We start from the raw sequence: 14,226 nt of genomic DNA, 5'->3' as shown, positions 1-14,226 counted from the left end.
CACTATTCAGGTAATGATGGACCGCAGAAAAATAACCGTTCCGGTTTTGCTTGTTTTCCTGTGTACCCGGGGATTTGCCCTGGGCGCTTCCGATACCGGCGGAGACAGCCAGACAGTCCGGGACCAGCCGGTGACCCTCCGGGTTTCCGCCTGGGATGTGGCGGCGAATCCCGCCATAGAACTCATAGCCCGGAGTTTCGAAACGAAAAATCCGGGGATTAAAATCGATCTCATCGACATTCCCTCGGCGGACTATACCAACAAGCTGGGGATCATGCTCAACGGACGGACCGACCTGGATGTTTTCTGGATCAAGGACGGTGACGCCGGCCACAGCTACGCCCAGCGGGGACGGCTGCTGGAACTCAACGGCTACATCCGGCGGGACGGAATAGACCTGGCGGACTACAACGGCCTGGCTGACCATTTTACCTTTGACGGAAGCGTCATGGCCCTGCCGGCCCGGATGGATTATTACGTCCTGTTTTATAACAAAGACATGTTTGACGCCGCGGGGCTGCCCTACCCGTCCAATACCATGACCTGGGACGAATTCGAAACCGCGGCCGGAATCCTGACCCGCGGCTCGGGCGCGGAAAAATACTACGGCGCCCATTTCCACACCTGGCAGGCCTGCGTCCAGAACTGGGCCCTGGCGGATGGGATCCATACCATCCTGGACCGGGACTACGCATTTTTCAAACCCTATTACGAAATGGTTCTGCGCATGCAGAACCGGGATGAAAGCGTGATGGATTACGCCAGCCTGCTGACGGGAAACATTCATTATTCCAGCGCCTTCCTCGCCGGCCGGGTCGGGATGATGCCCATGGGGACCTGGCTCATGATGACCGTGGTGGAGAAGATAAAATCCGGGGAAAGTTCTATCCGCTGGGGTGTGGCCGCCCTGCCCCACGGCCCGGGTATTCCCCCGGGGTATACCGTGGGTTCCGTTACTCCTATGGCGATCAGCAGTGTCTCGGCGAAGCAGGACGCCGCATGGGAATTTCTCAGGTTCGCCGCGGGTCCCGAAGGGGCGGCCCTGTACGCCGCCACCGGAGGCATCCCCGCCCATTCCGGCAGCAGCCTCCTGGAGGAAATCGCCGCCCTGGAGGGTATGCCCGAGGGTCTCCTGGAAGCGCTCACGGTACGGCGTATCAGCCTTGACCGGCCTATCCAGGCCAAGGTCATGGAAGTCAACCAGGCCCTGGACGAAATCCACCGCCGGATCATGCTGAATGAAATCTCCCTGGAGGAGGGGCTCGCCACGATGGGCGCCCGTTCCCGGGATATCCAGGACCGCCAGTCCATCAGCCCTTGAGCCCGCTGGTGGCGATACCCTGGACAAAAAACCGCTGGAACGACAAGAACACCGCGAACACCGGAATCAAAGATACCACCGAAGCTGCCATGATCAGCCCGTATTCGGTGGAGTACTGTCCCAGGAACATTCTGATCCCCAGGGGTATGGTCTTGTTCCGCACCGAATCGAAGTAGATCATGGGTCCCATAAAATCGTTCCAGATGGTGACGAAACTAAAGATCGACAATGTAGCCAGCACCGGCTTCGACAGGGGCAGCACCACCCGGAAGTAAATCCCGTATTCGTTGAGTCCGTCGATCCGCGCGGCGTCGAGCAGTTCATCCGGTATGGACTGGTAAAACTGCCGGATCAGAAAAACCCCGAAGGCGATAAAACTCTGCATGAGAATATATCCCAGATGGGAATTGGTCAGATGCATCATCCGCATTTCCACGTACTGGGGCAGCATGTACACCTGCCAGGGGATGGCGATGGTGGCGATATACACAAAGAACAGCGCGTCCCTGCCGGGAAAATGGCATTTCGTGAACCCGTAGGCGGCGAAGCTTGAGGTGATTACCTGGATGATGGTGATAATTATCGAAAGCTTAAATGAGTTGAAGGTGAACTGCAGGAAATCGATCTTCTCCCAGATCCTGACGTAGTTGCTCCACAGGGGGTTCCGGGGAATCCACTGGATGGGTACGGTAAATACCTCGGAGTCAAGTTTGAGGGATGCCGAGAGCATCCAGGCCAGGGGCAGGAGCGTGACAAAGGTGACCACCGCCAGAAGCAGGTAGACCGGGATCTGCCGCAGGGTTTGTTTCTTCGCTATCATAGGGTCCCTCCCTTGGCCTACCGGGAAAGTTTCTTTTCCAGCCTGAGCTGGAAGAGGGTGATGCTTCCCACAATGATGAACAGGATCATCGCGGCGGCGCTGGTCTGTCCGTAGTTGAAGGAAATAAAAGCTTTATTGTAGATATAGTTGCTCAGCAGCGTGGTGGAAGTCCCCGGCCCGCCTTCGGTAAGGGCGAAGATCAGGTCAAAGGATTTAAAGCTGTTTATCGTCAGCATGAGAACCACAAAAAAGGTTGAAGGCGCCAGCATGGGCAGGGTGATCCGCCAGAAATACTGAAGGCTCGAAGCGCCGTCGATACTGGCCGCTTCGTGGAGTTCCCGGGGTATGTCCTGGAGAGCTGCCAGATACACGATCATGTAATACCCCATGTATTTCCAGATCGCCACGATGATGACCCCCGGCAGGGCCCAGGTGGTGGAACCGAACCAGCCCGGCGGATTCGATATACCGACAAAACGCAGGAAGGCGTTGATCGGTCCCATATCCTTCATAAAAAGAAGACGCCAAACCACGGCGATGGAAACGATACTGGCCACATAGGGAAAAAAGATGGAACTCCGGAAAAAGCCCTTGGCCTTGATGTCCTTGTTGAGCAGCACCGCCAGACCCAGGGACGCGAAGAGGGTAAACACCACACAGGAAATTGTATAAACAAAGGTCCTCCCCAGGGACTGGCGGAACACCTCATCCCGGAAGATGGCGACAAAATTCCTGAGCCCGGCAAACGTCATGGCATTGAAACCGTCCCAGTCCATGAAACTCAGGATAAGGGAAAACACCACCGGGATAAGGATGAAAATAAAAAAACCAATAAAATTCGGAAGGATGAAGGACATTCCCATCATGGTGTTTCTCACCGTCAGGGACAGTCCTTTTTTTCCGGTCACAGCGGTTCCGGAATACGCATGTTTTGCCATGGGAACTCCTTTCGGTCCGGGAGACCGGAAACCGGCGGGCCAAAGCCGGCCCGCCGAGAGGGTTTTGAACTATTTATTCTGGATCTGTTTTGAACGCCGGGCCATGTTCTGCAGACCCTGATCGATGGAGACCTGCTTAAGCATAATCAGGCTGTGTTCTTCTCCAAGCATATTGTTGACATCCGCCACCAGATCCGCCACGGGCCGGTCCAGGCTGATATGTTTGACCTGGAGCGCGTCCAGGGAACCTTCGGGCATCCCCGGTGCGTTGGCGATATCCGCCAGGGTCTGGCTGTTGGAGCGGGCAGGCAGTGATCCACCGGCGGCGTAAATCTTCGCGCCCTCGGGACCGGTGACGAATTTTACGAATTCCCAGGCAGCGTCTTTTTTCTTTGAGGCGTTGTTCACCGCCATGGGCGTGGTGGAACCCACGGTCCAGCCGGCTTCAACCCCCGCGGGATGGGGCAGCACCGAGATGCCCCACCGGACCTTGCTTTCGCCCTTGTTGATCCTGTCGATGATGGTGCTGAAGAACCAGGTCCCCATGGGCATCATGGCCACATTGCCCTGGAGGAAGGCGCTGGAATAGTGGATCCCCGCGGTCTTGAGGGTACCGAAATCCCAGATCGTCCCCGCGTCCTGCATGCGGATGGCCATTTCATAATAGGGCTTAAAAAAGCTGTAATCGGTTTCCATGATGGTATGCTTACCGTCCTGGACAGCCCAGTTTTGCACGCAGGCCTGCCAGGTATGGAGGAACCCGCCGTATTTCTTGGTGTTGCCGCTGCCGGAGGTCACCCGGGCGGCAAGCTGTTCCCATTCGGGCCAGGTCATGTTGTTGGAAGGATACGCCACCCCGGCTGCGTCGAAGATATCCTTGTTGTAGTACATGATGTAGTAATCGGTCCGCGCCGGGAGCGCCACGGTTTTCTCGTCAAAAACGAAATTTTCCGCCAGCCCGTTAAAATCATTGAGATTGATACCGTCCCGGCGGATGTTGGCGGTCAGATCCATGAGCTGGCCCCGGTTGTTGAAACTCTTGGCCATGTCCGCTTCCTTGATCCAGAAAGCGTCAACATCGCTGCCGCCGTTGAGCATCACCGTCAGCTTCTGGTTGTAATCCGCCGAAGGGATATCCACAATTTCAACTTTGACGCCGGGATTGGCGGTTTCAAACGCCTGGATCAGCACCGGCACGTAGGGCATATTGGCGGTGTCCCAGTTCGCCACCTGGATGGTGACGGTTCCGCCGGAGGTTCCCCCGGAATCATTGCCGCCGCCGGCAAAGACAACGGCTGTTATAAGAATCATCAGCACCGCAAGGGCGGTATTTTTCATTTTCATACCCATGCTCCTTTTCTTTTTTTGGTTTTCCCGGATCACCGGGAATTCTATGAACAGTGTAAAATCCCCTGGAACCGGGGACAATTCACAATCTTCGAAATGATTAGTATTTTTTATTATCCCGCCGGAAACGGACCATACTATTTTTTAAAACCATACTATTTTACAAAGCGCCGGAAGATTGACAAGATTCTCGCTCCGAATACAATGAAAGACACGGTAATTCAGCAAAGAGGTAATACAATGGGATTAAAAACACGGATTAAGACGGCAATAATCAAAAAGGCTATTGATAAACGGAAGGCGCAGCATCCCTTTGATGAGGTCTATGCCGAAACATATACCCTGCCGGCGGATGCCGACAGCAGCCAGAACAACAGCTTTTATTTTTCAGCCCATAATATTGAAGGGGAAAGCCTCCTCTTCAGGAACGCTTACCGGGGCGGCGGACGGACCGAACTGTGGGTAGCCTACAAGGACAAGGACGGCAATGCCTGGGTCAATCCCAAGCAGGAATACGACAACCATGAACCCACGGGTCTGACCATCACCTGTGTGGAGCCGGCGAAAATCTGGGAGTTTGAATTCGACAGTGACCTGAACCGGGTGCGGCTGGACGAACGCCGCAACGGGATTCCCACGGATCAGACCGACCGGGTCAAATTCAAAGGCCGGTTCACCGCCACGGCGCCGATCTTCGAATTCTCCCGGCACTTCGATTCCCTCCCGGTCGCCCGGGCTCTGGCCAGGGAAAAATTCGAAAAAGGATTCCAAAACAACCTGGCAGCGGCGCACCAGGTCCATTACGAACAGTCGGGGAAACTGACCGCGGAACTGTCGATCAGCGGACAAACGAAAACCCTGACGGATATGCCCACGGTGCGGGACCATTCCTTCGGTACCCGGGACTGGGCTTTTATGGACCGGCACGTCTGGATCATAGCCCTCATGGAAAACGGTGACGACCTCAACTTCAACGCCGTCCGCTACCCTATCCTGCGGGAGCTGCAGACCGGGTACCTCATCAAAGGGGAAAAACGGGTCTGCACGGATTTTTATTCTTCCATGGATGATTACGAAAAAACCAACGATGTTCCCCTGGCATTCGAGACGAAGGTAACCTTGGCGGACGGCACGGTCATGACCGTCAAGGCGGAGAAGGAAATGGAATTCCAGTTTGCCTTTGAGAACCGGGTATACCAGTTCCACGAAGGTATCGGCAGCTTCGATATCAACGGGGTTAAAGCCCGGGGCATTATCGAATTCGGATTCAACAAGGACGAAAAACGCTGGAACCGGTAACCCCGGAACAGCGCGGAAACACCCGGAGATACAATGGCAGACAGTAAAGACGATAAGATGTATGAAGTGAATGAAAAGCTCGATGAAGTGAGAACCCTTTTTTACAATCTCCTGGACTTTCCGGAGGATGATTTTTCTCCGGCCAAGGAGCGGGCAAAACGGGAGCTCAAATTCGCCCTCAACGGTCTGATGAATTTCAGCGAGAGCCTGTAGGAAACACAGACTCTCGCAAGCCGGAAAGCACCCGTGTTTACCGGTGCCACGGGTCCTGTCGTGTAGAAATGGGAATGGCTCCTCGTCGGCCTGCGGCCTCGAAAGCCGTTTTATACGAAAGACCCGGCGTTACCAGTACGGCCGGGTGCTTTCCGGCTAAACCGGTCTGTGCGTCCTCCGTGAGGGTGGTTGGGTAAGGGTGGAACAACCCGGTTATGGTAGTTCTTGATAGGGTTGCTGCCGCCTCCAGTTGTAGTTGCCTCACTCCTCCCGAAGCGGCCTCACATACCCAGCCCCCTCCCAGAGAATGTCATCTGCATTATCTCCCGATCAGCGGCACAGAAGCATGGTGTAATCCCGGTATCGCGGGGTGTCTGGGGGCAAGGGCATAGGCGCGACTTTCGAGGCCGCAGGCCGACGAGGAGCCCTATGCCCTTGCCCCCAGACAGGCCCCCCGGACCCAGTTGCCAACCATGCTTCTGTGCCGGATTCCCCATAATGCAGATACCCTGCCGCCGTACCTTTTCAAGACAGGGGCAATAAACTATACTGTTCTTTACGCTTCGGGCCGGTAAAAGCAAAGGAGCGGCATTTCGCCGTTTTTGCCGGTACTTTCCGTACAGGAACGGGGCGGAATCCGTATATTCCCGGTCAGTTTGCATATGGCCATATTCGGGAAATATGAAAAAATAATAATTAAGGATAAGGTATGCCGTCAAAACGCAAAGGAAGCTCATTCAACACAATGAGTTCAAAACGGAAACTCGAATCGGTTTTTCTTTTTGTCACCGGAAAATGCAACGCGAAATGCGCGATGTGTTTCTACGCCGGTGAAATGGATAAAAAGGAACCGGAACTTACCTTCGATGAAATCAAGAAAATTTCCGAAACCGCCGGAGAATTCAACCGGCTCTGGCTGTCCGGCGGAGAACCGACCCTCCGGGAGGATCTGCCGGAAATAATCGAACTGTTCTATAAAAACAACAAAGTCAAGGATATCAACTTTCCTTCCAACGGAATAAAGGGCGATCTGATTGTGGAATGGCTCAAACGTCTCCGCAAAAGCTGCCCCGACGCCAACCTGACGATCAGCATTTCCATTGACGGCTTCGGCAGTACCCACGATACCCAGCGGGGAGTCCCGAGTTTTTACCACGCGGCGGAAACCCTTCAGAAAATCGACGACAATTTCGGTGATGACGGCCAGATACTCAAAAACGTTGCCACGGTCATCACAAAATACAATGTTGAAGAACTCATGGACTTTATGCTGTGGGCCTACGGACGGTTCAATATTTCCACCCATACCGTGGAGGCCGCCCGGGGAATGACCCGGGAGGACGGAGTCAAGATACTCACCGAGAAAAGCCTCCGGGAAATCCAGGATAAAATCGTCCCCTACTACGCGGCGTACGGCGACCGTATCGCCGAAGGCGTGGACAGCCGCATGGGCAAAAAGATCGCCCGCTTTTTCTATCTTGGGCTCATGCGCTCCCTGTACAACATCCGGGCCAGCAATATCGACAAACCCACTCCCTGGGGAATGGACTGCACCGCCGGCGAGACAACCCTGGTCATTGATTACGACGGCCGCTTCCGTTCCTGCGAACTGCGGGACCCCATCGGAAACGTTAAGGACTACGGCTGCGACATCCAGGCTATCATGAACGGTGACGCCATGAAGAAGGAAATAGCCGATGTGGGCCACGGATATACCGCAAACTGCTGGTGTACCCACGGCTGCTGGATCATGTCTTCCATTGTTTTCAACCCCGCCAAGATGGTGCGGATGCTCTTCAAAGCCAACCGGGAAACAAAGAAGCTCAACAGGCCTGTGGCAATTAACGAAAATGTCCTCCGGGATCTGGAGTCCAAATACCAGCTGGACAGTGAAAAACTGGCGCAGATCGGATTGATATGAAAATCTTTTTAATAACCCGGGGTTCCCAGGGTGACATCTATCCGTATCTTGCCTTGGCGGATGCGCTGGTTAAGCAGGGGCATGAAATTACCATAAGCCTGCCCAGGGTCTTCGAGAAATTCGCCCAGGCCTTTAATTTAAACTATACCCTGCAGAATTACGATGATATCAGCACCCTCCTGGAAACAACCACCAACAACCGGGACCTGCTGGCGTGGATGCAGCGGGTAACCGAACAGCAGTTTGAGGAATTTATTCCTATTCTGGAAAAGCATGACATCCTGGTGGCGACAAATACCGAATTTTCCGCCCCCAGTATCGCCGAATACTGCGGGAAACCCCTCATCCGGACGGCCTACGCCCCCTTTATCCCGGGGAAAAAAATACCGCCGCCGGTTATGCCCTGGCCGTACCCGAATCCGGTGGTAACCCCAAAGGCACTGTGGAACATGCTTAACCTCGGGATTAATGTGCTGACGAAAAACATCATCAACAAAAACCGGAAAAAGCGGGGCATGTCCCAGGTAAAAGACCTGGGCGACCACGCTCCCGGCCACGCGCACAACTACCTGATGTACAGCCCTTCCCTGGGCAATACCGACCCCGCGTGGAAATACACCTGGGATATCGGCGGGTACTGCTTCAACGATATGCTGCCCTTTGAGCAGGAGGAATTCGACAAGCTTGCCGATTTCGTAAACAAGGACAGCAAACCCACGCTCTTCTTTACCCTGGGGAGCTGCAAGACGAAAAAGAAGGATCTTCTCTGCGAATGGCTGCTGGATATCTGCTCAAAACGGGGATACAAATTCGTGGTCGGGTCCGGCTGGTGGCAGACCGGTGCGACCCTGGCGGAAAACGCGAAAAACCAGGATATGTATCTGCTGGACGGCCTTATTCCCCACTGCAGAATATTCCCGCTCTTTGACGTGATAATCCATCACGGAGGATGCGGAACGACCCACAGCGCAAGCCGGGCGGGCAAACCCCAGATGGTGATGCCTCTCTTTGTGGACCAGCATTACTGGGGCAAACGGGTGCACGATCTCGGTATTGGCCCCAGGTACGGCAACGTGTCCCGGATAACGAGAGCGCAGCTGGAAACAAAGGTAAACGACCTTATAGAAAATTCCGCATACCGGAAAAACGCCGCGGACCTGCAGGAAAAAATAAGAGGCGAGCACGGTGTCCAGGCTCTCTGCAGCCATATTGTCCGGGTACATCAGGAAACTCTTTCCCGCAAATACGCGGATAAAACTATCGGAGAAGAACAGGTAGGGTAACCGTCTTTTAGAATACGGGATACTGCATCCGAAAGGATTCAGTATCCCATCACGGAGAATCAATATCGAGCCGGCGGATCGGTTATTCGATTTCTATCGAATTCAAATATTTCCGCAGCACCGCGTCGAGGTCTTTTTCAAAACAGGATAAAATATCGCACTTCAAATCGCTGAGCATAATTTCCTGTTCTTCCGGCAGCCGGTAGGTCTTCTTAAAAAAGACCAGGGGATCAACGTCCAAAGCACCGGCAATGCGTTCAATTGTCGACAACTTTGGAACATTCCGATAGATCTCCATCAGGCCAATGTAACTGGTCGCAGTATTGCAGGCTTCCGCCAGCTTTTCCTGCGATATACCCTTGGCCTTCCGGATTTGTTTGATGTTATCTATGACAAGGCGTTCCAAACTCATGTTTATATAAATAATGGTATATCTTTATTTTTATTATTATTAATTGTAGTACTGAATTATATCATAGTTAATATATTTATGCAAATAAATATATGTAAAATCTCTATTATGAGAGATAATTCTACTGTTTTTCCGAAAAAAAAATCAGAGGCTCGGCCAAGGTCAGGCTTCAGGAAAAAATTTTTCTTTCAATGAATTATTTTATTAGCTTTTAGCATTGCTTTTATGCCGGAAATAACAGGGGTTTTACAGTGAAATTCCACTGGAAGTCAATCTCCGGCGAAGGGTCTTCCCGGTACACTCTCTGGCTCCCCGGTTTTACCGGAGAACCCCTGCCTGCTGCCGGTTATCCGCGCCCAGCACCACCGGGGTTGAGCGGTAACCGATTCCCATGCGGTCGATCCCCATATCAATGAGTTTGAGGAAATGGTCCCGGTCACGGATGCCGCCTGATCCTTTAACCTTGCAGCGGCCCCGGGCGGCGTCCATCATGACCGCGATTATCTCCGGGGTTGCTCCCCGGCTCTCCCCGCCGGTATAAAATCCCGTGGAAGTTTTTACGAAGTCGGCCCCGGCGGCGCAGGCAATATCCGTGGCCTTGGCGACCTGGTCCGCGGTAAGGGCGTCGGTTTCGAATATCACCTTCACAATAGCGTTATAGCTATGGCAGACATCCGCCACAGCCCTGATATCGGCTTCAACCTCCGGCCACAGGCCGCTCCGTATCCAGCCGTAATTCGCCACGATATCCAGGTCGTCCACCATGCCGCCTTTGAGTATAACTTCAGCCTGGGCAGCCTTGGATACAGTACTCGACTGTCCGAAGGGAAAATCGCAGACCACGCATATACCCGTATTGGTCCCGGCGCACATCTCCCTGGCAATTTCAAGGGAGGCGGGGTTGATACAAACCGTCTTGCATCCGTAACCGATACCTTCCTGTATATACCGGCGGATTTCCTCCCGGGTAAATTCCGGCTTTAAAACAGACTGGTCAATATACGCGGCCAGTTCCGCGGCGGTCATCTCACTGGCTTTTTTTCCGGGTTTCATAACATCCCCCTGTATAGCGGTTATTCACCAATGGCTATATGTACCATTTGTATGATACATTTTAGACCGCTGCCGAAATAGTGTCAATCCGTATGGTATGTTTCATACAATTGATACAATGCTGTTATTTGTATGGTATATTAAGAGGAAAATCTTTTTAAGGAGCTGTATATGCACCGGGATGAATTCAAAAAAACCTTCACTTTTAATCTGATGACCGATACACCGCTGTACATCCAGCTTTCGGATTATTTTAAACACCAGATACAGTCGGGGGCGCTTAAGCCGGGGGACAGGCTGATACCCGAAACCGATATATGCGGCGCGCTGGGAATAAGCAGGACCACCGTCCGGCAGGCCATGGACAGCCTCATGGAGGACGGTCTCATCGTTCGCTACCGGGGCAAAGGTTCTTTTGTGGCTGAAGAAAAAATGCGCCGCAGCATTAACCATCTGTACAGTTTCTCAAAAAACATGCGTGATATGGGCCACACGCCGGGTTCTATCGTGCTGGAAGCAGAAGCGATACGGTCCAGCCGGCAGATAACCGAAAAACTGCGGATGGCTGACGCGGACTCCGAAGTATTTAAACTGCGGCGGGTGCGGTGCGCCGACGGCAATCCTATTCTGCTGGAAACCACCTATATACCCTACTTTTTGTGCCGGGGAATTGAGCGGACGGATTTTACCGAAGCGTCTCTGTACACGGTGCTCACAAACCAGTACGACCTTAAAATTTACCATGCCGCCGAAACCTTAGCGGCGGTTCTCATCGATACCGAAGCTGCCGCCCATTTGCGGTGCGGAAAAAAAATGCCCGGTTACAGCATCGAGCGGACCGGGCATCTGGAAAACGGCTATGTTTTTGAATATACCACTTCGGTCACCCGGGCGGATAAATGTGTCTTCCGTATCGATCTGTACCAAAACAGCCCGGCCAACCGAAACCCCGTGGAATTCGAGCGCCGGATATTTTTGTGAAGAAACAACCGGGCATATTACAAAATCAGAACTATTTTCCATAATATCATGAAAATACATTACCATGAGATATATCATTTAGTATAAAGAAGACAAAGTAAAGAATTCAGGTTATACTATTCTACTTCTTTCTCATCATGTTGTTTCACCTTTGCCGCAAGACTAATTCTTATGGTGGTTTTTATGAAGAACCGTATTACATGGATTATTCCGATGGCTGCGGTGTTTTTTTTATTGATCTCTCCTGTTTGGGCAGGGCCTCGCCGGGATACGAAAAAAAATCTGGAACTGGTGCTGCTGCATACCAACGACCGGCGCAGTTCAGTCCTGCCGGATGCGGAAGCCAAAGGTCTTGCGGAACGGGCCACGTTTATCAAATCAGTACGGGAAACCAGCCGCAATGTGCTTCTGGTGGATGCCGGAACGGTTTACCCGGATAGATCCGTCCCGGGAGCTGATATTACCGCGTACAATATGATGGGATATGACGCGGCCATATTTGATTACCATGGATCCGCCGCTTTGCCGCCGGCGGCGGTCCAGTCACCGGCGGCAAATTTTCCATTCCTGTGCGCGAATATCAAAACGATGGACGGCAGTTTTTTGGGAAATTCCCCATATATCATTAAGCAGTTTGGCGGAATCAAGGTAGGCCTCTTCGGAATCATTGCCCCCGTTTCGTATGATACGGACAACTATATATTTATAGATGAAATTGACGCTTCCCTGGAAATGGTGGAAATTCTTGCCTCCCGGGTGGATATTATCATAGCAATTACCAATACCGGAAACATACCCACCGGTAACCGGGGTATCACGTCCCGGGATCTGGCAGAGGCTGTCCGCGGTATTGATATTATTATTGACGGCAGTTTCCAGCCCTTCCCTTCGGCATCCCAAAAGGCGGGGAACACGTTTATTGTATCCGCGGATGAATGGGGCAGATACGCGGGCCAGGGAACACTGATCATCGCTGAAGGGAAACTGGCCGGTTTTGACTGGCAGCCCGTACGCATTGACGGGTATCCCCCGGATGCGCAGGTTATGCGGGAACTCATGAAACCCTACATCACCATGGCTGAGGCGAATTTCAGGGAAAGCATCGGCGAAACAGAAGCCGCGGAGGATCCCTTTGCTGAAATCGGTATCTACGGTCTTTTTGACCTGGGGTTTGGTATCGGGGGCGCAGAAATTTCTTCCCATAAATTGTCTGCCGGAGGCGGCGGCGCATTATTTGCCGCTTTCAGAATAACGAACCGTATCCGGATCCAGGCTGACGCGGCACTGGCCTATACGGGATTCCGCTTCGGGACATCAGGGAACGGATTGTATTCAAACGGCGATGCGGAACTGGTCTTTACCCAGATGCGGCTGTCCGCGCTGGTGAAATACCGCTTTTATCCGGGAAAAGGCGTTCTGTCGGCCGGCGGCGGAATTGAGTGGCTGCTGATTCCCTCCGGTCAGAACTATACCGATGATATACTGGACAGCAAAGACCACTTCCTTAAACCGCCGATGAATCTGGGAGCCGTTATTCTCGCGGAATACGGGTATCCCCTTGGGCCGGGACAGATTACCGGGGGTTTACGGGTCTCCGCGGAGCTGCTTGAAAACAGCTATACATTTAACGGGCAAACGGTACATATCGGACGGCGCATACGGATATCGCCTTCCATAGGCTATTCATTTTTCCTTACCAAAGAAAAAAACAGGGGAACCATATGAGAACGAATGGCGGAATAAGACTGCTGGTATTAACCGGTATACTGGTTTCCATCTTTTCGGGATGTGATATGTTCAATTACAGTGAACTGAAAAGCGATCCCGTACTGCATGGAATTGAAATACATTCGCTCCCCGCGAAAACAGAATACCTATTGGGCGAAGATATCGACCTCACCGGGCTGCACGTAAAAGGCAGGTATTCCGACGGAAATGATCGGACGCTGGAAATCAAATCGGAACATATATCGGGTTTCGATAATACATCCTGCGGGGAGCAGATTGTTACCGTGGGGGTAAACGGGAAAACCGCGGATTTTACCGTAGTTGTACGGGAAGCATTAATCGGAGCGCGGATACTGGCATTCAGGTTTAAAAATATTGAAGCCGCTGTCACGATAGACCATGCGGGAAAGACGGTCAGTGCGGCGGTACCTTTTAACACGGTTATCACGTCCCTGACACCGGAAATAACCGTGTCCGACGGCGCGTCGGTGAGCCCCGGGCCTGAAGCGTCCCAGGATTTTTCAAGTCCCGTGGTATATACGGTTACTGCCGAAGACGGCGGAGAACAGCAATACACTGTAACCGTTACTATCCGGAGTCAGGCGTCAATTACCATTACCGGCCCGAAGGACGAGGATATTATTTTCTCCGGAATTCCGGAGAACGGGATTGTATTGTCCAGAAGCGGAAAAAGCAGCCTGCCGAAAACATTGACTGTATCCGTCAGTAATACGTATACATCCTGCAGGTGGTTTATCAACGGCGAAGAAAAAAACGGGACCGGCAATACGGTCACGGTAAATTCGGCGGAATACGCGATTCGCCGGCACACCATAACCGTTATGGTTACGATGGGCAGTATTCCGTATTCGAATACCATACCCTTTACGGTGGCGGAATAAGGAGCGCG

The 14,226-nt window shown here is 52.6% G+C and carries 13 protein-coding genes; 8 read left to right on the top strand and 5 right to left on the bottom strand.

Translation table 11 applies throughout. The features are described from left to right. Window positions 1–13: 13 nt before the first annotated feature. The gene (locus JFL75_RS18500) at window positions 14–1,321 is read left to right on the top strand and encodes an ABC transporter substrate-binding protein (RefSeq protein ID WP_223292704.1); all 1,308 of its coding nucleotides are present in this window, start codon (window positions 14–16) and stop codon (window positions 1,319–1,321) included. Here JFL75_RS18500 and JFL75_RS18495 read toward each other — a convergent pair. The 3 genes from JFL75_RS18495 to JFL75_RS18485 form a co-directional block, all read right to left on the bottom strand. Beyond that, the gene (locus JFL75_RS18495; protein WP_215628149.1) at window positions 1,311–2,141 is read right to left on the bottom strand and encodes a carbohydrate ABC transporter permease; all 831 of its coding nucleotides are present in this window, start codon (window positions 2,139–2,141) and stop codon (window positions 1,311–1,313) included. The genes JFL75_RS18500 and JFL75_RS18495 overlap by 11 nt on opposite strands. A 17-nt stretch (window positions 2,142–2,158) precedes the next feature. Continuing rightward, on the bottom strand, window positions 2,159–3,079 hold the full coding sequence (locus tag JFL75_RS18490; protein WP_215628148.1) for a carbohydrate ABC transporter permease: 921 nt from the start codon (window positions 3,077–3,079) through the stop codon (window positions 2,159–2,161). A 69-nt stretch (window positions 3,080–3,148) separates the two neighbouring features. Next, entirely contained in the window at window positions 3,149–4,423 is a 1,275-nt protein-coding gene (locus JFL75_RS18485; RefSeq protein WP_223292703.1) for an ABC transporter substrate-binding protein, read from the bottom strand. Window positions 4,424–4,666: 243 nt separating this feature from the next. Between JFL75_RS18485 and JFL75_RS18480 the strand changes: the two genes are divergently transcribed. The 4 genes from JFL75_RS18480 to JFL75_RS18465 all read left to right on the top strand — a co-directional run bounded on the left by JFL75_RS18480 (window position 4,667) and on the right by JFL75_RS18465 (window position 9,142). Further along, window positions 4,667–5,725 carry a DUF7064 domain-containing protein gene (locus tag JFL75_RS18480; RefSeq protein ID WP_215628147.1) on the top strand — a complete coding sequence of 353 codons (1,059 nt, stop codon included), beginning with the start codon at window positions 4,667–4,669 and terminating at the stop codon, window positions 5,723–5,725. Window positions 5,726–5,758: 33 nt separating this feature from the next. Beyond that, a complete protein-coding gene (locus JFL75_RS18475) occupies window positions 5,759–5,938 on the top strand; it encodes a hypothetical protein (RefSeq protein WP_215628146.1) in 180 nt (59 codons plus the stop codon). A gap of 709 nt (window positions 5,939–6,647) precedes the next feature. Next, complete coding sequence (locus tag JFL75_RS18470; RefSeq protein ID WP_223292702.1) at window positions 6,648–7,859, top strand: radical SAM protein; 1,212 nt, start codon at window positions 6,648–6,650, stop codon at window positions 7,857–7,859. Continuing rightward, window positions 7,856–9,142 carry a glycosyltransferase gene (locus tag JFL75_RS18465; protein ID WP_215628145.1) on the top strand — a complete coding sequence of 429 codons (1,287 nt, stop codon included), beginning with the start codon at window positions 7,856–7,858 and terminating at the stop codon, window positions 9,140–9,142. The genes JFL75_RS18470 and JFL75_RS18465 overlap by 4 nt, the downstream gene beginning before the upstream one ends. Before the next feature lie 82 nt (window positions 9,143–9,224). On the opposite strand, the gene JFL75_RS18460 is transcribed toward JFL75_RS18465, so the two are convergent. Further along, the gene (locus JFL75_RS18460; RefSeq protein ID WP_215628144.1) at window positions 9,225–9,548 is read right to left on the bottom strand and encodes a helix-turn-helix domain-containing protein; all 324 of its coding nucleotides are present in this window, start codon (window positions 9,546–9,548) and stop codon (window positions 9,225–9,227) included. 324 nt (window positions 9,549–9,872) lie between these two features. Next, window positions 9,873–10,607, bottom strand: coding sequence for a deoxyribose-phosphate aldolase (deoC, locus tag JFL75_RS18455; RefSeq protein WP_215628143.1), 735 nt, complete (start codon window positions 10,605–10,607; stop codon window positions 9,873–9,875). A gap of 171 nt (window positions 10,608–10,778) precedes the next feature. Here deoC and JFL75_RS18450 point away from each other — a divergent pair, with 171 nt between their 5' ends. The 3 genes from JFL75_RS18450 (at window position 10,779) to JFL75_RS18440 (ending at window position 14,218) form a co-directional block, all read left to right on the top strand. Further along, window positions 10,779–11,588, top strand: coding sequence for a GntR family transcriptional regulator (locus tag JFL75_RS18450; protein ID WP_215628142.1), 810 nt, complete (start codon window positions 10,779–10,781; stop codon window positions 11,586–11,588). Window positions 11,589–11,771: 183 nt separating this feature from the next. Continuing rightward, the gene (locus tag JFL75_RS18445; protein ID WP_215628141.1) at window positions 11,772–13,313 is read left to right on the top strand and encodes a bifunctional UDP-sugar hydrolase/5'-nucleotidase; all 1,542 of its coding nucleotides are present in this window, start codon (window positions 11,772–11,774) and stop codon (window positions 13,311–13,313) included. Then, window positions 13,310–14,218, top strand: coding sequence for an SGBP N-terminal domain-containing protein (locus JFL75_RS18440; protein WP_215628140.1), 909 nt, complete (start codon window positions 13,310–13,312; stop codon window positions 14,216–14,218). The genes JFL75_RS18445 and JFL75_RS18440 overlap by 4 nt, the downstream gene beginning before the upstream one ends. Window positions 14,219–14,226: the final 8 nt, after the last annotated feature.

It is taken from the genome of Breznakiella homolactica, from assembly GCF_016616095.2.
In the GTDB taxonomy this organism is placed as follows: Bacteria; Spirochaetota; Spirochaetia; order Treponematales; family Breznakiellaceae; genus Breznakiella; species Breznakiella homolactica.
This window is presented reverse-complemented; position numbering and strand designations above follow the sequence as displayed.